The sequence below is a fragment of the Microbacterium sp. PRC9 genome, from assembly GCF_031844125.1.
Taxonomy (GTDB): domain Bacteria; phylum Actinomycetota; class Actinomycetes; order Actinomycetales; family Microbacteriaceae; genus Microbacterium.
Genome location: NZ_JAUZUR010000002.1, coordinates 602,112 through 622,633, shown reverse-complemented (window position 1 = coordinate 622,633; position 20,522 = coordinate 602,112). Strand labels below are relative to the sequence as shown.

The window sequence follows — 20,522 nt, the reverse complement described above, 5'->3', positions numbered from 1 at the left end:
CGCCTATGAGCCGCCTTTGAGAGATGCCGCAGAGCCCGATGCGCCCCGTCGCGCACGCAGCACCGCCTTCAGCGCCTCCACCGCGAGGAAGATGCCGACCGACACGACGATCGGGAGGATCCAGGATGCCGCGGGCAGCGGCCGCGACTCGAACAGCACGTTCATGAACGGCACGTACGTGTAGACGAGCTGCAGCACCACCAGCGCCAGCGCCGACCACCACACCACCCTGTTGCCGCGCAGCACGTCGAGGGTGAGGCTCGAACGGGTGAGGAACCGGCAGTTCAACAGGAACGCGAGCTGCCCGAACGCGAGCATCAGGACGGCCTCGGTGCGTGCCACCTCGAGGTCGGCTCCGGCCGCAGACACCCCGTAGAACACGCCCATCGCCGCTCCGCCGATGAGGAGCGACACGATCAGGATGAATCCGAGCTCGCCGCGGTTGATGATCGGACCGCCGCTCGCGCGGGGCGGACGGCGCATGATGCCGCGCTCGGCGGGCTCGTAGGCCAGGGCGAGCGAGAGCGTCACGGCGGTGACCATGTTCACCCAGAGCACCTGCACGCTGGTGAGCGGCAGCGCGAGGCCGAACACGACAGCGACCAGGATGACCAGGGACTGCGCCCCGTTCGTCGGCAGGAGGAAGACGATCGACTTGCGCAGATTGTCGTAGATGCGCCGTCCCTCGGCGATGGCGCTGCGGATCGTCGCGAAGTTGTCGTCGGCGAGCACGAACTCCGCCGCTTCCTTCGTGGCCTCCGTGCCTTTGATGCCCATCGCGATGCCGACGTCGGCGCGCGTCAGGGCGGGGGCGTCGTTGACGCCGTCGCCGGTCATCGCCACGACCTCGCCGTGCGACTGCAGCGCGCGCACGATGCGGATCTTGTGCTCCGGACTGGTGCGCGCGTACACGTCGACGCCCTGCACCACCTCGCGCAGCTGCTCCTGGCTGAGCGCTTCGAGCTCCGCGCCGGTGAGCACCTCCGCGTCGGCGCCCGCCAGGCCCATCTCGTGCGCGATCGCAAGGGCGGTGCCGGCGTGGTCGCCGGTGATCATCTTGACCCGGATGCCGGCGGCGTGGCAGTCCGCGATCGCCTCGACGGCCTCGGGACGGGGAGGGTCGACGATGCCCCACAGGCCGATGAACTCGAGGTCGACCAGGTCGTCGAGCGCGAACTCGTCGGTCGTGGGACGCACCGGCTTGCGTGCGGCGGCCAGGACGCGCAGGCCCTGGCCGCTGAGCTTGGCGACCGCGTCGTCCCAGCGCGCGAGGTCGAGCGGCTCGGAGCCGTTCGCGCCGCGCTGCGTGAGCGAGCGCTCGAGGAGCCGGTCGGGCGCGCCCTTCACGAGGATCGCCCGCGACACCTCACCTGCCTCACCTCCCGAGCGCGCGCCCTCGTTCAGCGTCGCCATGAGCTTGTTGGCGGAGTCGAACGGGATGACGGCGACCCGGCGCCCTCCGGTGCTTCCGACGCCGCCCTTGATCGCGACGGCCTTGAGCGCACCCTCGGTGGGCTCGCCCACGAGGCTCCACGAGCCGTCGTCGGCTCGAACGATGTGCGCGTCGTTGCACAGGGTCGCGATCGCGAGGATCGCGGCGAGATCGCCCCGGCCCCCGGCATCCGGGTCTGCGTCCGCCGGCACGATCTCGCCCTCGGGCGCGTAGCCGAGGCCGGTGACGTCGTAGTCCGCGAGCGGGGTGACGATGTGGCGCACCGTCATCTCGTTGCGGGTGAGCGTGCCCGTCTTGTCGGAGCAGACCGTGGTGACCGAGCCGAGCGCCTCGACGGCGGGGAGCTTGCGCGTGATGGCGTTGTGGCGGGCCATCTGCTGCACGCCGATGGCGAGCGTGATCGTGACGAGCGCCGGCAGGCCTTCGGGGATCGCCGCGACGGCGAAGCCGATGGCCGCCGAGACCAGCTCGTCATACGGCATCCCGTGGAGGAACCGACCGATCATCATCATGACCGCCGCCATGCCGAGGATCACGAGGGTGAGAACGCGGCCGAAGCTGTCGAGCTGACGGGTGAGAGGAGTGGCGAGCGCGTCGGCCTCGTCGGCGAGGCTCTGGATGCGGCCGAGCTCGGTCGTCGGGCCGGTCGCGGTCACGACGCCCCGGCCCTGGCCGGCACTCACGATGGTTCCCGAGAAGGCCATCGATCCGCGGTCGCCCACGCCCGCGTCAGACGCGACCGGATCGGTCGTCTTCGACGACGGCACCGACTCCCCCGTGAGGGCGGCCTCGTCGATACGCAGCTGGTGCGCCTGCAGCAGTCGGAGGTCGGCCGGCACCTTGTCGCCCGGCATCAGCCGCACCACGTCGCCGGGGACGAGGTCCGACGCCGGGACGGTGACCCAGCTGCCGTCTCGCCGCGCGCCGGCGTCGGCCGACAGCATGCCCCGGATGCCCGCGAGCGCCTTCTCGGCGCGGCCTTCCTGCACGTACCCGATGACCGCGTTGATGATCGCGACCACCATGATCACCCAGAAGTCGAGCCAGTCGCCCATGAGTGCCTTGATGACCGCTGCACCCAGCAGGATGTAGATCAACGTGTCGTTGAAGTGCGCGAGGAACCGCAGCCACGCCGGTTTGCGCGCCGGCTCGGGCAGGCGGTTGGGCCCCGCGACTTCGAGGCGTTCCGCCGCGTCAGCGGCGCTGAGACCCCCGGCGTCCGCTTCGAGATGCTCCAGCACGTCGTCTGCGGGGATGGCCCATGGACGCGCGACGGTCAGCCGGGCCTCCGTCAGCGGTGTGGACTCGAGCGGCTGCGACATCTCTGCATCGTCCTTCCGTCGCCGCCGCGGAGCCGGGGTCCCGACTCGGCGCCGGCGTCAGGCGGCCCCGTCGAACATGCTGGTGACGGAGCCGTCCTCGAACACTTCGTGGATCGCACGTGCGAGCAGGGGTGCGATAGGCAGAATCGTAAGCGTCGCGAAGCGCTTCTCGGCGGGGATCGGCACCGTGTCGGTCACGACGACCTCATCGACCGCGGGGCTCTGCAGGCGCTGAGCAGCCGGGTCGCTGAAGATCGCGTGGGTGGCGGCGACGATCACCTTGACCGCACCGTTGGCCTTGAGCGCCTCGGCGGCCTTCACGATCGTGCCGCCGGTGTCGATCATGTCGTCGACGAGGAGGCAGACGCGCCCGTCGACGGCACCGACGATCTCGTTGACGGTGACCTGGTTCGCGACATTCGGGTCGCGGCGCTTGTGGATGATCGCAAGCGGAGCGCCGAGACTGTCGGACCACTGGTCGGCGACGCGCACCCGGCCGGTGTCGGGCGAGACGACGGTGAGGCGCTCGCGGTCCTCGGCGCTCAGCGTGTTCTCGAAGTACTCGAGCAGCACGGGCTTCGCGAACAGGTGGTCGACGGGACCGTCGAAGAAGCCCTGGATCTGCGCGGCATGGAGGTCCACGCTCATGACGCGGTCGGCGCCCGCGGTCTTGAAGAGGTCGGCGACGAGGCGGGCGCTGATCGGCTCGCGGCCGCGGCCCTTCTTGTCCTGACGGGAGTACGGGAAGTACGGCGCGACGACGGTGATGCGCTTGGCCGACGCGCGCTTGGCGGCGTCGAGCATGATGAGGGTCTCCATCATCCACTCGTTGACCGGCGGGCCGAAGCTCTGGATCAGGAACAGGTCGCAGCCGCGGATCGAGACCTCGAATCGGGTGAGGATCTCACCCGACGCGAAGGTGCGGTACTCGGTCGGCACCAGCTCCGTGCTCAGCTGTGCGGCGACCTCGGCCGCGAGCTCGGGATGGGAACTGCCTCGTGCGATGACGAGACGCTTCTTCGTCTTGGCCACGAGTCCCGGGGCGATGTCATTCGCCCGGTCGAGTTCAACGGTCTTCTTCTTGCGCGCCATCGTCCGCCTTCTGTGCGCTGCGGGCCTTGGCGGCGACATCCGCCGCTCCGGTACCCGGTCTGTTCTTCTCGACCCACCCCTCGACGTTGCGCTGAGGGGCGACGCTGAGAGCGAGGGCACCGGCGGGCACATCCTTGCGGATGACCGCCCCGGCCCCGGTCTTCGCGCCGTCTCCGATCCTAACGGGCGCCACGAAGACGTTGTGCGAGCCGGAGTGCACCTCGTCGCCGATCTCGGTGCGGTGCTTGTTCAGGTCGTCGTAGTTCGCGGTGATCGCGCCGGCGCCGAGGTTGACGTGCTTGCCGATCGTGGTGTCGCCGATGTACGAGAGGTGCGGAACCTTGCTCCCCTCGCCGATCGTGGAGTTCTTGGTCTCGACGAACGTGCCGATCTTGCCCTTCTCGCCGAGATACGTACCCGGGCGGAGGTAGGCGAACGGGCCGACCGTGGCCCTCGCGCCGATCACGGCGAGCGTCGCATCGGTGCGCGTGACGGTGGCGTCCTCCCCCACCTCGCAGTCGACGAGGCTGGTGTCGGGACCGACGATCGCACCGGACGCGATCACCGTCGCCCGCAGGATGTGGGTGTTCGGCAGCACCGTCACATCGGGCGCCAGCTTCGCGTCCACGTCGATCCACGTCGTCGCCGGGTCGAGGATCGTCACGCCCTCCAGCTGCCAGCGCCGCACCGTCCGCGCGTTCAGGATGCGGGCGGCCTCGGCCAGCTGCACGCGGTCGTTGACGCCCAGGGCGGCCGCGGCATCCGGAGCCGTCTGCGCCGCGACGAGGAGGCCGTCGCCGCGCAGCAGCGCCACGACGTCCGTCAGGTACTTCTCGCCCTGCGCGTTCGCGGTGCCCACGAGCGCCAGCTCGGTGCGCAGTGCCTGCACCTGGAAGACGTAGACCCCGGCGTTGATCTCGGTGACGGATGCCTCATCCGCCGACGCGTCCTTCTGTTCGACGATGCGCGACACGGCGCCGTCGGCATCGCGGATCACGCGGCCGTAGCCGGTGGCGTCGTCGAGCGAGGCGCTGAGCACGGTCGCGGCCACGGCGCGGTCGCGATGGGTGCGCACGAGCGCTGCGAGCGTGTCGGCCTCGAGCAGCGGCACATCGCCGCTCAGCACGAGCACGTCGCCCGCGAAGTCGCCGAGGGCGTCGAGCGCGACCTCGACCGCGCGGCCGGTGCCGGGGACCTCGTCCTGGTCGACCACGACCACGCCCGGAACGGCACTCGCGACGGCGTCGGCCACCAGGTCGCGCTCGTGCCGCACGACCACGACCACGCGCTCGGGCCCGAGGGCGATCGCGGTGTCGAGCACGTGCCCGACGAGCGGGCGACCGCCGATGCGGTGCAGCACCTTCGGCGTCGAGGACTTCATGCGGGTGCCCTGCCCTGCGGCCAGGACGATGACGGCCAGAGCGTTGTCGCGGGTCGTGTCGGTCATGCTCCGCCGCCAGGACTCGAACCTAGACCTCACAGCTCCAAAGGCTGTCGTGCTGCCATTACACCACGGCGGACCGCGGCGCTCCCGGGTGCCGGGCGCCGCCCGTCAAGTCTGCCAGATGCCCCGTGCGCGCCCGTCCGCGTCGGGGTGTGGGGGCCGGGTCAGGATAATGGGGGCATGACGGCGCAGAGCGACGAGGTGGACCGCATCGTCGAGGCCTGGACCACGCAGCGCCCCGACCTCGACTTCTCACCCCTCGGCGTGCTGTCCCGCGTGGACCGGCTGTCTCGCCACCTCGACCGCGCGCGCCGCGACGCGTTCAAGCGCAGCGAGCTCGAGCCGTGGGAGTGGGACGTGCTCTCGGCGCTGCGCCGAGCGGGCGAGCCGTTCCAGCTCAGCCCGAAGCAGCTGCTGCAGCAGACGCTCGTCTCCAGCGGCACGATGACCAACCGCATCGACCGCCTCGTCGGCCGCCGGCTGGTGCGCCGCGAATCAGATCCCGACGACGGCCGCAGCATCCTGGTCACCCTCACGGACGAGGGCAAGATCCGGGTGGATGCCGCGATCACCCGTCTCGTCGACGCCGAGGCGCTCCTGCTCGACGCGCTGTCACGCGGCGACCGCGACCGGCTCGCCGCACTGCTGCGCAAGCTCAGCCTCGGGTTCGACGCCGCGGACTGACCCGGGCTCAGCCGAGCTGCTCGGTGAGCTCGAACCAGCGCTCCTCGACCCCGTCGCGCTCCTTCTCGAGCTCGCCGATGCGGGCCATCTCGGCGCCGAGCCCGACGTAATCCGACTGGTCGTGGTCGGCGAGCGCGGTCTTCGCGGCGGCGATCTGCGTCTCGAGCTTCTCGAGGCGGCGCTCCAGCGACGCGACCTCCTTCTGCGCGGCGCGCAGCTCCTGCCCCGACAGCGACGGCGTGGTGGATGACACGGATGCTGCGGGTGCAGCATCGGCCGCCTTCGAGGTCGCCGGCCCCGCCGTGCGCTCACGCTCGCGCAGGCGCAGGTACTCGTCGACGCCACCGGGGAGGTGGCGGAGGTGGCCGCCGAGGATCGCGTACTGCTGGTCGGTCACGCGCTCGATGAAGTACCGGTCGTGCGAGACGACCAGGAGCGTGCCCGGCCACGAGTCGAGGAGATCCTCGATCGCGGCGAGCATGTCGGTGTCGAGGTCGTTGGTGGGCTCGTCGAGGATGAGCACGTTCGGCTGCTCGAGGAGGATCAGCAGCAGCTGCAGGCGGCGCTTCTGGCCACCGGACAGGTCCTTGACGGGAGTGGAGAGCTGAGCGCTCTGGAATCCCATGCTCTCCAGCAGCTGGCCGGGCGTCAGCTCCTGCGCCTTCGAGCCGCTGCCGAAGGTGTACGTGGTGCGCAGACGCGAGATGACGACGCGCACCGGGTCGCCGAGGTGCTCCTCGAGCTCGTCGAGACGCTGTGTGAGGGTCGCGACCTTCACGGTCTTGCCGCGCTTCACGCGCCCGGCGGTGGGCTCCACGTCGCCCGAGACGAGGCCGAGCAGCGTCGACTTGCCCGCACCGTTGACGCCGAGGATGCCGGTGCGCTCACCGGGGGCGATCCGCCACTCGACCGGGTGCAGCACCTCGCGGCCGTCGTAGGAGACCGCCGCATCGAGGAGGTCGACGACGTCCTTGCCGAGCCGGGAGACGGCGAGCGAGCGCAGCTCGGTCGCGTCGCGGATCTCGGGCACGTCGGCGATGAGCACGTTGGCGGCGTCGATGCGGAACTTCGGCTTCGACGTGCGCGCCGGCGCACCGCGGCGCAGCCATGCGAGCTCCTTGCGGGCGAGGTTCTGGCGGCGCTGCTCGATGACGGCCGCCTGGCGGTCGCGCTCGACGCGCTGCAGGATGTACGCGGCATACCCGCCCTCGAACGGCTCGACGATGCGGTCGTGCACCTCCCACGTGGTGTTGCACACCTCGTCGAGGAACCACCGGTCGTGCGTCACGACCAGGAGGCCGCCCTGGTTCGCCGGCCAGCGGCGCTTGATGTGCTCGGCGAGCCATGCGATCGCCTCGACGTCGAGGTGGTTCGTGGGCTCGTCGAGGAAGATGACGTCGTCGTCGCCCACGAGCAGCGCCGCGAGCGATACTCGTCGTCGCTGACCACCGGAGAGCCCCGCGACCGGACCGTCCCACGGGAGGTCGCCGAGGAGGCCTGCGATGACGTCCCGCGTGCGCGCGTCGCCCGCCCACTCGTGATCGGGGCGCTCGCCGACGACGGCCTCCCGGATCGTGAGGGCGTCGTCGAGGGTGTCGGCCTGGTCGAGCACGCCGACGCGCACGCCGCCGCGCACGGTGACGCGGCCGCCGTCGGGCTCGAGCCGCCCGGCGAGCATCGCCAGCAGGCTCGACTTGCCGTCACCGTTGCGGCCGACGACGCCGATGCGGTCGCCCTCGTCGATGCCGAGCGACACCCGGTCGAAGACGACCTTGGTCGGGAATTCCAGGTGCAGGGCCTCGGCCCCCAGAAGATGTGCCATGTCCCCTCAAGGCTAGGCGACCGAGGGCGGCACCCGGCGTCACACTGCGGGGACCAGAGACCGGACAGGTTAGGCTAGGCATACCTTGGACTTGCGCCGGCGACCCTCCCCGCGGCGGCGCGTCAGGAGAAAGCCACTCCCTCTATGACCGCGACTGCGCCCGCTCTCGGCCTGTCCCTCCTCGGAGGGGATCCCGACCACACCGCGCTGATCGCCGACGGCACGCGGCTCGACTACGCGGAACTGCGCGATCGGGTGATGCGGCGCCGGGACGAACTCGGCGACGTCCGCCGCCTCGTGATGATCGCCGCGGGCAACGCCGTCGAGCCGATCGTCACCTATCTCGCCGCGCTCGAAGGCGGACACCCGGTGCTCCTGGTCTCCGGCGACGACGACGAGGCCGCGCGGGCACACCGCGCGTCGCTGATCGCACGGTTCGACCCCGACGTCGTCGCCCACGACGGGGTCTCGGGCTGGACGCTCGACGAGCGGCGCGCCGGCAGCCGCCACGAGTTCCACCCCGATCTCGCCGTCCTCTCGAGCACGTCGGGCTCCACCGGCTCGCCGAAGCTCGTGCGGCTGTCGGCCGAGAACGTCCGCAGCAACGCCGCGGCGATCGCCGAGTATCTCCAGCTGACCCCGGCCGATCGCGCGGCCACGACGCTTCCCCTGCAGTACTGCTACGGGCTGTCCGTGGTCAACAGCCACCTGCTGACCGGCGCGAGCCTGCTGCTCACCGAGCGCTCGGTCGCCGACGAGGAGTTCTGGCGCCGGGCGCGCACGCATGCCGTCACCTCGTTCGCCGGCGTCCCGTACACGTTCGAGCTGCTCGAGGCGCGGGGCTTCGACGGCCGCGACCTGCCGTCGCTGCGCTACCTCACCCAGGCGGGCGGCCGGATGGCTCCCGACGCGGTGCGGCGGTTCGCGCACCTCGGCCGCGAGCGCGGGTTCGAACTCTTCGTGATGTACGGGCAGACCGAGGCCACCGCTCGAATGGCGTACCTCCCACCCGACCTCGCGATGACGCACGCCGGCGCCATCGGACGCCCCGTCCCCGGCGGCGCTTTCCGCATCGATGCCGCCGACGGCGCCGAGTCCGGCGAGCTCGTGTACGAGGGCCCGAACGTCATGATGGGGTACGCCCACGGGCCCGAGGACTTCCGGCTCGGGCGCACCGTGACCGAGCTGCGCACCGGAGACGTGGCGCGGCTGCGCACCGACGGGCTGTACGAGATCGTCGGCCGCATGAACCGCTTCGTGAAGGTCTTCGGCCTGCGCCTCGACCTCGATCGCGTCGAGCACCTCCTCGCCGACGAGGGGATCGAGGTGCGCGCGGCGAGCGCCGACGAGCGGCTGCTCCTGTTCGCGACCTCCCCGCGCGCGGCCGACCGTGCTCGCGAGCGCGCCGCGGCCCTCACCGGTGTTCCGGCGCGGGTGATCGGCGCCCACGCGGTGACCGAGTTCCCGCGGACCTCGAACGGCAAGCGCGACTATGCGGCGCTGGTGCGCTTCGCCGCGCACGAGCGCAGCCCGGCCGCCCTCCGACCGACGGATCCGGCCGTCGTCACCGCCGAGACCGTGCGCGACCTGTACGCGACGCTTCTGGGTGAGCCCGACGCGGGCATCGACGACACGTTCGCGGGGCTCGGCGGCGACTCTCTGAGCTACGTCGAGCTCTCACTGCGACTCGAGGAGATGGTCGGCGCGCTCCCCCGGGACTGGCCGACACGCACCCCGCGCGAGCTCGCGGCATCCGCTTCACCTCCGCAGCAGCCCGTTACGAACACGGAATCGGATGCCGCGCCCGCGGGTGCGGCGGCGACGTCGGTCATGCGCCCCTGGCGTCGCCGGTTCTCGTGGACGCGCCTCGAGACGCCGGTCGTGCTGCGGGCGGCGGCGATCTTCGTCATCGTCGCGACCCACGCCGATCTGTTCGCCCTCAAGGGCGGTGCGCACCTTCTCCTCGCCGTCGCCGGCTACAACCTCGCGAGATTCCAGCTGGCGCCCGCCCCGGGCACCGCGCGCCTGCGGCGCCTCGGGCGCAGCGCGGCCCAGCTCGCGGTCCCCGCGGTGCTGTGGATCGGCGCGGTGGCGCTCGTCACCGGCCAGTACGCGCCGACGACCGTCGCGCTCCTGAACAACTTCGTCCCCGGCGACGGCCGGTGGAACGAGCAATGGCAGTTCTGGTTCCTCGAGGCGATGCTCTGGTCGTTCGCGGGCGCAGCGGCGCTGTTCGCGGTGCGCCGCATCGAGCGACTCGAGCGCCGGGCGCCGTTCGGGTTCGCCCTGGTCGCGCTCGCGGTCGCGCTCACCGCCCGCTTCGCGATCACCGGGCCCACCGCCGAGTACGTGGAGCGGTACTCGGCACCGGTCGTCCTGTGGCTCGTCGTCCTCGGATGGCTCGTCGCTCGAGCGGACACGACCGCCCGGCGCATCGTCGTCTCCGTGGTCGCCGTCGCAGCGACCTTCGGCTTCTTCGGCGAGCCGTGGCGCGAGGCGATCGTAGCGGGCGGGATCCTCGCCCTCGTCTGGGTGAGGGCCATCCCGCTCCCCCGCCTCGCGGTGCCGCTCGTCGTCACCGTGGCCGGCGCATCCCTGTTCGTGTACCTCACGCACTGGCAGGTGTATCCGCCGTTCGAGCAGAGCGCACCGTGGCTCGGCACGCTGCTGTCGTTCGTCGTCGGCGTGATCGCGTACCGGCTGTACGTCAGTGCCGGCGCCGGTGCTGCGGCCGGGTGGGCGTGGCTGCGCCGCGCGACGGCACCGGTCAGCCTGCGGCTGCGCCGCGCGTGATGACGCTTCCCGTCGCGGTGGCCTCGCCTGCCGCGGCGTAGAGCACGACGCCGCCTTCGACGATCACGCGCACGGCAGTGCCGGGCGCGAACGCTGCTGCGCGGTGCTGCGGCACACGGTACATGAGCTCGGCCTCGAACTCGCCGGTGCCGACGCGAAGCCGCAGATCGGCGGTCGACCCGGCCGGACGCACCGCGACGACGGTGCCGTTCGCCACCGGGGCCAGCGTGGCGGCCGCCCCGTGCGCCGCCGCGGCCACGCGCAGCTGTGCGGGCCGCACCATCGCCCGCACGCGCGAAGCTCCGCCCGACAGGTCGTGCCGCACGGCCAGCCGACCGAACCCGCACTCGACACCGTCCGCGTCGGAGCGCGCGGGAACCACCAGTGCATCACCGAGGAACAGCGCCACGCTCGCGTCGATCGGGGCGTCGTACACCGCCATCGGGTCGCCGGACTGCACGAGGCGACCGTCGACGAGAACCCCGACCTGGTGGCCGAACGACAGGGCCTCGTGCTGATCGTGCGTCACCAGCACGGCGGTGACGCCGCTGCGCTCCAGGACGTCGACCACGGCGTCGCGCGTTGCCGAGCGCAGGCCCGTGTCGAGCGCGCTGAAGGGCTCGTCGAGCAGGATCACCCCGGGATTCTGGGCGAGCGCGCGCGCCAGCGCCACCCGCTGCTGCTGACCGCCGGACAGCTCGTGCGGCATCCGCGCGGCGAGGTCAGGGTGCAGGGACGCGAGCTCCAGCAGTTCGCGCACGCGGGCCGCGCGACCGGGTCCGCGCGGAAGCCCGAAGGCGATGTTGCGGGCCACCGACAGGTGCGGGAACAGCGCGCCGTCCTGGGCGACGTAGCCGATGCCGCGCCGGTGCGTGGGCACGGTCCTTCCGTGTCCCGACAGCTCGCGATCGCCGAGGCTGATCACCCCGGCGTCGGGGTCGACGAATCCTGCGACCAGGCGCAGCAGCGTGGTCTTGCCGCTTCCGGAGGCGCCGACGAGTGCGAGCCGCGTGCCGCGGGGAACGTCGAGCGAGACGTCGCGCAGCACCTCGGTGCCGCCGTACGCCTTCGACACACCCTCCAGCCGAAGAGTCATCTGAGGGTCCTCCCCGTCGCGTGCGTGAACATCAGAGCGACCGCGGGCACCGACAGGAGCACCAGCAGCACCGCGTAGGGTGCGGCGGTCGGGTAGTCGAGGGCGGATGCCGCCGACCAGAAGCTCGTGGCCACCGTGCTCGTGCCGGTCGGGGCGAGCAGCAGGGTCGCGGTGAGCTCGTTGGCCGCGCCCAGCGCCACCAGGGCGGCGCCGGCGCCGATCGCCGGGAGCAGCAGCGGCACCGTGACCCGCAGCCGGGCGGCGGCAGGAGGCACCGCCAGGGCGCGCGCGGCCTCCTCGAGCGACTCCGGCACCTGCGAGAGCCCGGCGCGCAGCGGCACGAGCGCCCGCGGCAGGAAGATCACGACGTAGGCCGCGACCACGGTGAACGCCGTCTGGTAGAGCGACGGCGCGAAGGCGAGCGTCACCGCCACGAACGAGAGCGCCACGATGATCGCCGGAAGGCTGCTCGCGAGATAGGCCGCACCCTCCAGCAGCCGGGACAGCCGTCCCGGGTAGCGCACCGCCAGCCACGCGAACGGGAGGGCGACGGCGATGGTGCAGAGCGCACCCGCGAGCGCGAGACCGAGCGTCTGGAGCGCCGCGATGCCGACGTCGCCGAAGGCTGCGGCATCCGCTCTCATGAGCCATCGGACCACGCTCGTGAGCGGCACCACGAGAGCGCCCGCGAGCACGGCCGCCACCGCGGCGAGCGCCGGCACCGTCAGCGGGCCGAGCCCCAGCGTCTCCGCCGGGTGCGGAGAGCCGCCGCCGACGCGGGCGTAGTGGGCGCGGCCGCGGGCGGCCGACTCGGCGCCGAGGAGGATCAGGCACAGGAGCGCGAGCACCAGCCCGAGCGCGGCCGCGTTGGGGCCGGCGAACATGCTCTCGTACGCGACGACGATGGCCGTGGTGAACGTGTCGAAGCGCAGGAACGCGAACGCGCCGTACTCCGCCACGAGGTGAAGGGCGACCACGAGGGCGCCGCCGAGCACCGCGAGGCGCAGCTGCGGCGCGACGACGCGGAAGAAGACGGCCCACGAGCCCATGCCGAGGGAGCGCGCCGATTCCTCGAGCGCAGGGTCCAGACCCCGGATCGCCGCAAGGGCGGGCAGGTACACCAGCGGGAAGTAGGCCAGCGTCGCGACCAGCACCGCCGCCCACAGTCCGTTCATCGACGGGATGGCGCTCGCCCAGCCATAGCTCGCGACGAACGCGGGGATCGCGAGCGGAGCAGCCAGGGCGACTTTGAAGACCCCGCGGCCCGGCAGCGTCGTGCGTTCGACGAGCCAGGCGCCGCCCACGCCGAGGACGACGGTCGCGGGTACGCCGATCACCACCAGCAGCACCGTGTTGACGAGCAGCTCGGCGACCTTCGGCCGGAAGACGAGGGCCGACAGCTGGTCCCACCCCATCGCGAACGCCGCCTGGACGACGTAGCCGATCGGGATCAGCGCGCCGAGGGCCAGCACCGCGACGACGACGACCAGCCCGGCGGGCGGACGCCTCTCGGTCGAGCCGCGCGCGGGTGTTCGCGTCTGGAGCTGGGTCAGAGGAGTCCGGCTTCCGTCATGAGCTCGATGACCGCGGGCCCGTTGAGCGTGGACGGGTCGATCACGGGTGCGTCGAGCTCGGCGAGCGGGGGCAGCTCGGGCTTGGCCGGGACGTCGGAGGCGACGGGATACTCGAAGCTGTAGCCCTCGCCGAGGATCTTCTGCCCCTGCTCCCCCGCGATGAACGCGAGGAACTGCTGCGCCTGGTCGGCGTGGGGGGCGTTCTTCAGCACTCCGCCGCCCGAGATGCTGACGAAGGCTCCCGGATCCTGGTTGCCGAAGTAGTGCAGCTTCGTGTCGGCACTGTCTTCGGCTGCGGCGTCCTGGTCGCGGAACCAGTAGTAGTGGTAGATGATGCCCATCGGCACCTCGCCGGCGTTGACCGCCTTCATGGTGACGATGTTGTTGCGGTACTCGACCGCGTTCTCGGCCATGCCGTCCAGCCAGTCGCGTGCGCCGTCCTCACCCTGGGTCGCGAGCACGGCCGAGACGATCGCCTGGAAGTCGGCCTTCGCAGGCGCGGCACCCCACTTGCCCTTCCACTGCGGGTCCGCGAGGTCGAGAAGGGATGCCGGGAGCTCGCCCTCCGAGATCAGCTCGGGGTTGTAGACCAGCACGGTCGAGCGGGCGGCGATCCCCGTCCAGAGACCCGAGGCCGGACGGAACTGCTCGGGAACGAGGGTCAGGGTGGACTCGTCGACGGGGGCGAAGAGGTCCGCATCTTCGACGAGCGACATCGCCGGGGAGTTCTCGGTGAGGAACACGTCGGCCTTGGAGGCCTTCCCCTCCTGCACGAGCTGATTGGCCAGCTCGCTGTCGTCGCCGTTGCGGAGCACGACATCGATGCCGGTCTCCGCCGTGAACGCGTCGGCCCATTCCTCGGTCAGCTGCTCGTGCTGCGCGTTGTACACGACGAGGGCGTCCGGATCGGCGGCGTCCTCGCCCGCGGCTCCGCCGGCGCAGCCGGCCAGGGCGAGGCCCGCGACCACCACCGGTACGACGAGGAAGTGGCGCAGGCGCGCGGAAGACGGGAGGCGTGAAGGCATGGGGAACCCCTCGGAAACAGACAGGTAAGGCTAGCCTAAAGCACTCGATCGCCGTGTTTCGTCCGGTTCCGCCACCTCTCCCGCCCGCTCGCTCAGTACCAGATGCTCAGGCGCGGCGCCGTGTGCCAGCCGAGCACGCGGGTCGCCTTGGCGAGCGCGTCCGCGGATGCCTCGGCCGACGCATCCGTCACCGTCACGCGTCCTGCCGCCGCCAGGGTCGCGAGCGCGACACCGCCGAGGTACGTGGCGGACAGTTCGGCGACGCCGAGAGCCACCGTCGGCGCATCGATCGCTTCGCCGTCGCTCAGGATCCGCACGCGGGCGGCGCCGCGCTCATCGACCTCGAGCAGGTAACGGCCGGCGGCGATGCCGAGCGAGTCCGAGACGTCGAGCACCAGCGTGCCGGAGCCGCCGTAGCGACGGGTCTCGAGCGCGGCGACGACGTCGATGATCCGCAGGTACTGGTGGTCGCGCACGCTGACCTTCGCCGCGCGCTGGTCCGCGATCATCCACAGCAGCGGCTCATCGACCGACAGCTCGCCCGCGTGCACCTCGGCCACGAGGTCGAGCTCGAGCAGGAACCGCCACAGCGCCGCGTACGCGTCGTCGGTCTCGGCCAGCAGGTAGTGGACCGAGACGGTCGCCTTCGTGAAGTCGTCGTGGTTCTCGCGGACCGCGTACACCGCGACTCCGCGCACCTCGCCCGCGGCGTCGGAGTACTGCACGGCGCGCTTCTCGGCGGTCTTCTCGGCGGCGGGGTTGGTCCCGGCGAACCCATCCCAGTGGCTCCCCGGCACGTCGATCTCGCCGGGGTGGCGGTGCCGCACCCGCTCGTGCAGGGCCGGCATCAGCTCGCGCACACGCTCGCGGCCGATGAAGTCGATCCGCCCGGCGGGCTGCGGGCCGATCCAGCCGGCGCGCTTGGTCTCGATCGTCCACGAGGCGCCCGCAGCTGCCGGCGCGAACCCGTACCGCCCATACAGCGGCGACTCGCTCACCGTGAGCATCGCCATCGGGATGCCGGCCGCCTGGGCCGCTCGCAGTTCCCCCTCGAGCATCGCGCGGGCCACGCCCTTGCGCCGGTGCGTCGGTGCGACGGTGACGGCGGAGATCGCGCACGACGGGATCATCGCCTCGCCGGGCACCGTGAGCTCGCCGAGCCACGACGCGATGGTCGCGACGGGAGCGTCCATCGGCGACTCCGGGTCGAAGACGCCGGTGAGCCGCCGGTAGCCGCTGCGCTCGCGCGACGCGGAGATCTGCTCCGCGGTGCGCTCTCCGTCCTGGAAGCCGCGCGCGACGGACTGGAGCCAGCCGACGTACTCGTCGCTGTCGACGGCGATGCGCCGGTAGTCCAGTCCGTTCGTCGCGAGCCGCGCGGCCGACTCCTCGTCGACCGGACCCGCGCGGAAGGCGGCGCGCTCGGTCTCGCCGATGCGGCCGTATGTCGAAACGGACGTGCTCATTGTTCTTCCTCTCCGCGCCTGCGCGGGCTCAGGGTGGGTGTGCGGCCGGTCGAGGGACGGCTCAGGTGACCACGCGCGCGCCGGCGACCGGTCCGTGCACGTGGAGCGCCTCGTAGCCCGCGGCCGACAAGGTGATCTGCAGTTCGAGCGCCGACTCCGGGTCGACGGTCAGGAAAGCCAGCGTAGGGCCTGACCCCGACACCATTCCGGCCAGGGCGCCGGACTCCTCGCCGAGCTCGAGCACCTCGCGCAGCTCGGGGCGCAGCGACAGCGCAGCGATCTGCAGGTCGTTGCGCGTGTGCTCGGCGAGCGCGATGGGGTCCGCGGCGCGCAGCGCGTGGAGCACGCCGGGCGCGACCGCCGGCACCCGGGCACCCGCGTCGATGTCGGGCCGCGCACGCAGCTCGTCGAGGTGCGCGTAGACCTCGGGGGTGGACAGTCCGTCCTCCGACGGCACCACCACCCAGTCGAAGCGGCCCTTGGCGAGCGCCGGGCTCAGCTGGTCGCCGCGCCCGGTGCCGACGGCCGTCCCGCCCATCAGGGCGAAGGGCACGTCGGCGCCGAGCCGCGCCGCGAGCTTGTGCAGCTCGGCGGTGCCGAGCTCGGCCCCCCACAGCGCGTCGCACGCGACGAGGGCGGCTGCAGCATCCGCCGATCCTCCGCCCATGCCGCCCGCGACCGGCACGTGCTTCACGATGTCGAGGTGCACGCCGCCCGCATGGCCGATGCGCTGCGCGACGAGCCGCGCGGCGCGGACGGCCAGGTTGCGGTCGTCGGCGGGGACGCCGGTCACATCGACGGTGCCGGAGATCGACACGGTGAACTCGTCGGAAGGCGACGCCCACACATCCTCGTACAGCGACACCGCCTGGTACGCCGACGCGACGTCGTGGTACCCGTCGTCGTGCACGCCGCCGACCTCGAAGAAGAGGTTGAGCTTGCCCGGCGCCCGCACCCGGACGCCGTCCGCGGCGAGAGCCTGACTCACCGGTTCGCCGATTCCGCCCAGAGGTCCACGTCGATGCCGTCCGACAGGGCGTCGATGCGCTCCTGCTCCTCGACCGTGAAGGCCGGCCCCTCGAGCGCCTTGAGGTTCTCGTCGAGCTGCGCGGGACGCGAGGCGCCGATGAGCGCGGACGCGACGACCGGGTCGCGCAGCACCCACTGGATCGACATCTGCGCGAGCGTCTGCCCGCGCTCCTTCGCGATGACGTCGAGCGACCGCAGCGTCGACAAGCCTCTCTCGCTCAGCGAGCCGTTCGGCAGCGACCCGCGCTGCTGCGCGCGCTCGGCCGAGCCGTCGCCGAGGTACTTGTCTGTCAGCAGCCCTTGCGCGAGCGGCGTGAATGCGATCGCGCCCATGCCCTCCTGCCTGAGCACCCCGGTCAGGCCGTCTTCGACCCAGCGGTTCAGGATCGAGTACGCCGGCTGGTGGATGACGAGCGGTGTGCCGAGCGAGCGGGCGACGGATGCTGCGACCGCCGTCCGCTCGGCGCTGTAGGACGAGATTCCGACGTAGAGCGCCTTGCCCTGCCGCACCAGGGTGTCGAGCGCGCCCACCGTCTCCTCGACCGGGACATCGGGATCGACGCGGTGGGAGTAGAAGATGTCGACGTAGTCGACGCTCATGCGCTTCAGCGACTGCTCGGCGCTGGAGATGAGGTACTTGCGCGAGCCGCCATTGCCGTAGGGGCCGTGCCACATGTCGTAGCCGGCCTTCGACGAGATGATGAGCTCGTCGCGGTACGGTGCGAAGTCCTCGCGCATCATGCGCCCGAAGTTCGTCTCGGCGGTGCCGTAGGGCGGGCCGTAGTTGTTCGCCAGGTCGAAGTGCGTGATGCCGCGGTCGAACGCGTGGCGCAGCAGCGCCCTCTGATTGTCGAACGGGATGTTGTCGCCGAAGTTCCACCAGAGTCCGAGCGACACGGGCGGCAGCGTGAGCCCGGAGGTGCCGACCCGGCGGTAGTCCGCACCGGTGTACCGGTCGGCGTCGGCGGTGTAAGGGCGGTGGAGGTCTCCTCCACGGGACAGGTAGCGCGCGTCTTCGGTCACCGGTCCAGGCTAGCGAGGTCGGCCTGCTCGCGCAGGGAAGGATGGGAGACACATCGACCGGGCCCATGTCAAGGGCCTAGGTGCGAAACGTCGTCGTAACGGACGCTCCGTAGTGTCGAGACCCCGGGGGCGCGCATCCGCGCCACCACCCGGGTCGACGAGAAGGAGGACCGCATGACGCTGCTGTCCGCATTGCCCCACGCGGCCGACCCCTGGAGCGTGCTCGTGGAGCGCGCCGACGTGGTCGTCGACCGCGGCATCCTGCATCTCGTCCACGACGATGTCGCGCCGCACGAGGCGCGCGATGCCGACCTGCTGCTGGTCGCCGCCGCACTCGACGACGCCGGCGTCGACACGCTCCTGATCCGACACGACCGCACCATCCCCGCGCTCGTGGTCGACGTCCGCGATCGCGAGGCCGCGACGGCGGCCCTGGCCGCGGTCTGCACGCGCGAGCCGCTGTACGTCAAGTCCAAGGGCCGGGCACCGCTGCTCGCCTGCGACGCCCCACCCGCTCCCGACGCGCCATCCGCGATGCGCGTGTACCGCCCCCGCCTGAGCCGGTCCGGATCGCTCCGCTACGGTGCGGCACTCGGCGTGCACCTGGAGTTCTGGCGTTTCGGCGAGGAGACGGTCGAGGCTCCGCGCGACAACGCGCTCATCCGCAAGCAGACACCGGTCGAGGATCTCGCCTATGAGACGGTCGAGCGCCACGGTCGCACGTGGCGCACCGTCGCCGGCATGTTCGCCGCCCAGCCGCTCGAGGTCACCGACGAGATCGACATCGTCTTCTCGTGGGTCGATGCCTCGTCGAGCGACTTCCGGCGCCAGCGGGCGGCCCAGCTGTCCGAGTACGTGGTCGGCGAGGGCGATGACGGACCGGCGCGGTACCGGCACGTCGACGAACTCCGCTACGCGCTGCGCAGCGTCCACATGTACGCACCCTGGGTGCGGCGCATCTTCATCGCCACCGACTCCCCCGCCCCGGCGTGGCTGCTCGAGCACCCCAAGGTCACCATCGTGCGCAGCGAGGAGTTCTTCGCAGACCCGTCGGTGCTGCCGACGCACAACTCCCACGCGATCGAGGCGCAGCTCCATCGCATCCCGGGGCTCGCCGAGCACTTCCTCTACTCGAACGACGACATGTTCTTCGGACGCGCCGTCGAGCCCGAGCTGTTCTTCACGCCGGGCGGGGTCACGAAGTTCGTCGAGTGCGAGGTGCGCATCGGCGCCGGCGAGCCCGCTCTCCACCGCAGCGGCCACGACAACGGCCTGCGCGTGAACCGCGCGCTCCTGCGGGAGCGGTTCGGCCGCACCATCGTCCGCGACCTCGAGCACTGCGCGGCGCCGCTGCGCCGCAGCGTCATGGCGGAGCTGGAGCAGACCTTCGCCGAGGACTTCGCCCGGACGGCGGCATCCCGATTCCGCTCCGCGACCGACATCTCGGTCACCAACAGCCTGTACCACTACTACGCGCTGCTGACCGGACGCGCCATCGCCACGCGCGCCCCGCGCGTGCGCTACGCCCAGACGACGCTCGCGGCGGGCATGCGGCGCATGGAGCGGCTCGTCGAACGCTGCGACGCCGACATGTTCTGCCTCAACGACGGCGGCGAGGCCGAGGTGCCCGAAGAGATCCGGGTACGCGCGCTCCGCAGCGCGCTCGAGCGCATGTTCCCCGTGCGGGCGCCGTGGGAGCGCGACGAGCTCAGCGCAGCACGGGAATCGGCTCGGTCGGCGCATCCCTCCGGGCGGCGATGAGCGGTGCCACCCCGGCCGACATGAGCCGGCGCGCCGCTTCGTCGGGGTCGATGTACTCGAGGGTGCGCGGCGCGTCTACCGGCACGACCGAGTGCACCACCGTGTCGTCGTACACGTGCACGATGCTGAACGCCTGCGCGCCGTCCTGAGGACGCGTACCGCCGACGGGCACCGTGAGGTCCTGCGCGTAGCAGGTCGACGACGCCACCGACACCGGGATGCCGGCGAACGTCGCGAAGGTCGAGTAGTGCAGGTGACCCGCGAGGATCGCACGCACGTCAGTGCCGCGCAGGACCGCCGCGAGCCGCCGCTGGTCGCGCAGCTCGACGCTCGCGGCGAGCGGCAGCACGCTCGGCACGGGCGGGTGGTGCATGGCGAGGATCGTGCCGAGCGGCGCGGGCGTCACCAGCTCGTCGGCGAGCCACGCGAGCTGCTCGTCGCGCAGCTCGCCGTGGTGGTGGCCGGGCACGCTCGTGTCGAGCGTGATCACGCGCAGGCCGTCGAGCTCGTCGACGCGGTCGACGGGACGCGCATCGGATGCCTCGTCGTACAGCCCCGCGCGGAACGCCCCGCGCTCGTCGTGGTTGCCCATCACCCAGAGCACGCGCGTGCCGATGCGCTCGGCGAACGGCTCGACGAGCGCGCGCAGCGCAGCGTATGCGCCGGGCTCGCCGAGGTCGGCGAGGTCGCCGGTGACGACGATCGCGTCGGGGCGGATGCCGCTCGACTCGATCGTGCCGATCGTCTCGGTCAGCCGCGCGGTGCCGTCGATCGCGTCGAAGAGGTGCGGGGTCGCGGGCGCACGCAGGTGCGTGTCGCTCAGGTGCAGCAGGATGCGTTCGGGAGCCGGGTACTCGGCGGTGCGCATGTCAGATCACTCCGGTCCGCCGGGAGGCGAGGTGCCGAGGAACCGGACGACGGACGCTCGAATGTTACCG

General features: G+C 71.7%; 14 protein-coding genes and 1 tRNA gene. 3 read left to right on the top strand and 12 right to left on the bottom strand.

All coding sequences use genetic code 11. The features are described from left to right. Positions 1-3: 3 nt before the first annotated feature. From Q9R33_RS06415 to Q9R33_RS06400, 4 genes are all read right to left on the bottom strand, one after another. On the bottom strand, positions 4-2,775 hold the full coding sequence (locus Q9R33_RS06415) for an HAD-IC family P-type ATPase (protein ID WP_311293191.1): 2,772 nt from the start codon (positions 2,773-2,775) through the stop codon (positions 4-6). A 57-nt stretch (positions 2,776-2,832) separates the two neighbouring features. Continuing rightward, on the bottom strand, positions 2,833-3,867 hold the full coding sequence (locus tag Q9R33_RS06410) for a ribose-phosphate diphosphokinase (protein ID WP_056368089.1): 1,035 nt from the start codon (positions 3,865-3,867) through the stop codon (positions 2,833-2,835). Further along, the gene (gene glmU, locus Q9R33_RS06405) at positions 3,842-5,314 is read right to left on the bottom strand and encodes a bifunctional UDP-N-acetylglucosamine diphosphorylase/glucosamine-1-phosphate N-acetyltransferase GlmU (protein ID WP_056368091.1); all 1,473 of its coding nucleotides are present in this window, start codon (positions 5,312-5,314) and stop codon (positions 3,842-3,844) included. The genes Q9R33_RS06410 and glmU overlap by 26 nt, the downstream gene beginning before the upstream one ends. A gap of 1 nt (position 5,315) precedes the next feature. Next, a tRNA-Gln gene (locus Q9R33_RS06400) sits at positions 5,316-5,387 on the bottom strand. A 104-nt stretch (positions 5,388-5,491) separates the two neighbouring features. On the opposite strand from Q9R33_RS06400, the gene Q9R33_RS06395 reads away from it, so the two are divergent. Then, positions 5,492-5,995, top strand: a complete 504-nt coding sequence (locus tag Q9R33_RS06395) for a MarR family winged helix-turn-helix transcriptional regulator (RefSeq protein ID WP_045299837.1) — start codon at positions 5,492-5,494, stop codon at positions 5,993-5,995. 7 nt (positions 5,996-6,002) lie between these two features. Here the strand turns inward: Q9R33_RS06395 and Q9R33_RS06390 are convergent, their stop codons facing one another. Continuing rightward, on the bottom strand, positions 6,003-7,817 hold the full coding sequence (locus Q9R33_RS06390; RefSeq protein ID WP_311293190.1) for an ABC-F family ATP-binding cassette domain-containing protein: 1,815 nt from the start codon (positions 7,815-7,817) through the stop codon (positions 6,003-6,005). Positions 7,818-7,961: 144 nt separating this feature from the next. On the opposite strand from Q9R33_RS06390, the gene Q9R33_RS06385 reads away from it, so the two are divergent. After that, positions 7,962-10,610, top strand: a complete 2,649-nt coding sequence (locus Q9R33_RS06385; RefSeq protein ID WP_311293189.1) for an AMP-binding protein — start codon at positions 7,962-7,964, stop codon at positions 10,608-10,610. Here Q9R33_RS06385 and Q9R33_RS06380 read toward each other — a convergent pair. The 6 genes from Q9R33_RS06380 to Q9R33_RS06355 form a co-directional block, all read right to left on the bottom strand. Next, positions 10,585-11,706 (bottom strand): ABC transporter ATP-binding protein, encoded by a 1,122-nt coding sequence (locus Q9R33_RS06380; protein WP_311293188.1) that lies wholly within the window; start codon positions 11,704-11,706, stop codon positions 10,585-10,587. The genes Q9R33_RS06385 and Q9R33_RS06380 overlap by 26 nt on opposite strands. Next, positions 11,703-13,178 (bottom strand): iron ABC transporter permease, encoded by a 1,476-nt coding sequence (locus tag Q9R33_RS06375; protein WP_311293187.1) that lies wholly within the window; start codon positions 13,176-13,178, stop codon positions 11,703-11,705. Before Q9R33_RS06375 ends, Q9R33_RS06380 begins: the two co-directional genes overlap by 4 nt. Positions 13,179-13,255: 77 nt before the next feature. Beyond that, the gene (locus Q9R33_RS06370) at positions 13,256-14,305 is read right to left on the bottom strand and encodes an iron ABC transporter substrate-binding protein (protein ID WP_311293186.1); all 1,050 of its coding nucleotides are present in this window, start codon (positions 14,303-14,305) and stop codon (positions 13,256-13,258) included. A 92-nt stretch (positions 14,306-14,397) separates the two neighbouring features. Further along, the gene (locus tag Q9R33_RS06365) at positions 14,398-15,771 is read right to left on the bottom strand and encodes a GNAT family N-acetyltransferase (RefSeq protein ID WP_311293185.1); all 1,374 of its coding nucleotides are present in this window, start codon (positions 15,769-15,771) and stop codon (positions 14,398-14,400) included. 61 nt (positions 15,772-15,832) lie between these two features. Next, complete coding sequence (locus tag Q9R33_RS06360) at positions 15,833-16,759, bottom strand: 4-(cytidine 5'-diphospho)-2-C-methyl-D-erythritol kinase (RefSeq protein ID WP_056368104.1); 927 nt, start codon at positions 16,757-16,759, stop codon at positions 15,833-15,835. Further along, on the bottom strand, positions 16,756-17,823 hold the full coding sequence (locus tag Q9R33_RS06355) for an aldo/keto reductase (protein ID WP_310245942.1): 1,068 nt from the start codon (positions 17,821-17,823) through the stop codon (positions 16,756-16,758). The genes Q9R33_RS06360 and Q9R33_RS06355 overlap by 4 nt, the downstream gene beginning before the upstream one ends. A gap of 174 nt (positions 17,824-17,997) precedes the next feature. Between Q9R33_RS06355 and Q9R33_RS06350 the strand changes: the two genes are divergently transcribed. Further along, positions 17,998-19,584 carry a stealth conserved region 3 domain-containing protein gene (locus tag Q9R33_RS06350; protein ID WP_056368108.1) on the top strand — a complete coding sequence of 529 codons (1,587 nt, stop codon included), beginning with the start codon at positions 17,998-18,000 and terminating at the stop codon, positions 19,582-19,584. On the opposite strand, the gene Q9R33_RS06345 is transcribed toward Q9R33_RS06350, so the two are convergent. Further along, positions 19,532-20,452 carry a phosphodiesterase gene (locus tag Q9R33_RS06345; RefSeq protein WP_056368110.1) on the bottom strand — a complete coding sequence of 307 codons (921 nt, stop codon included), beginning with the start codon at positions 20,450-20,452 and terminating at the stop codon, positions 19,532-19,534. The genes Q9R33_RS06350 and Q9R33_RS06345 overlap by 53 nt on opposite strands. Positions 20,453-20,522: the final 70 nt, after the last annotated feature.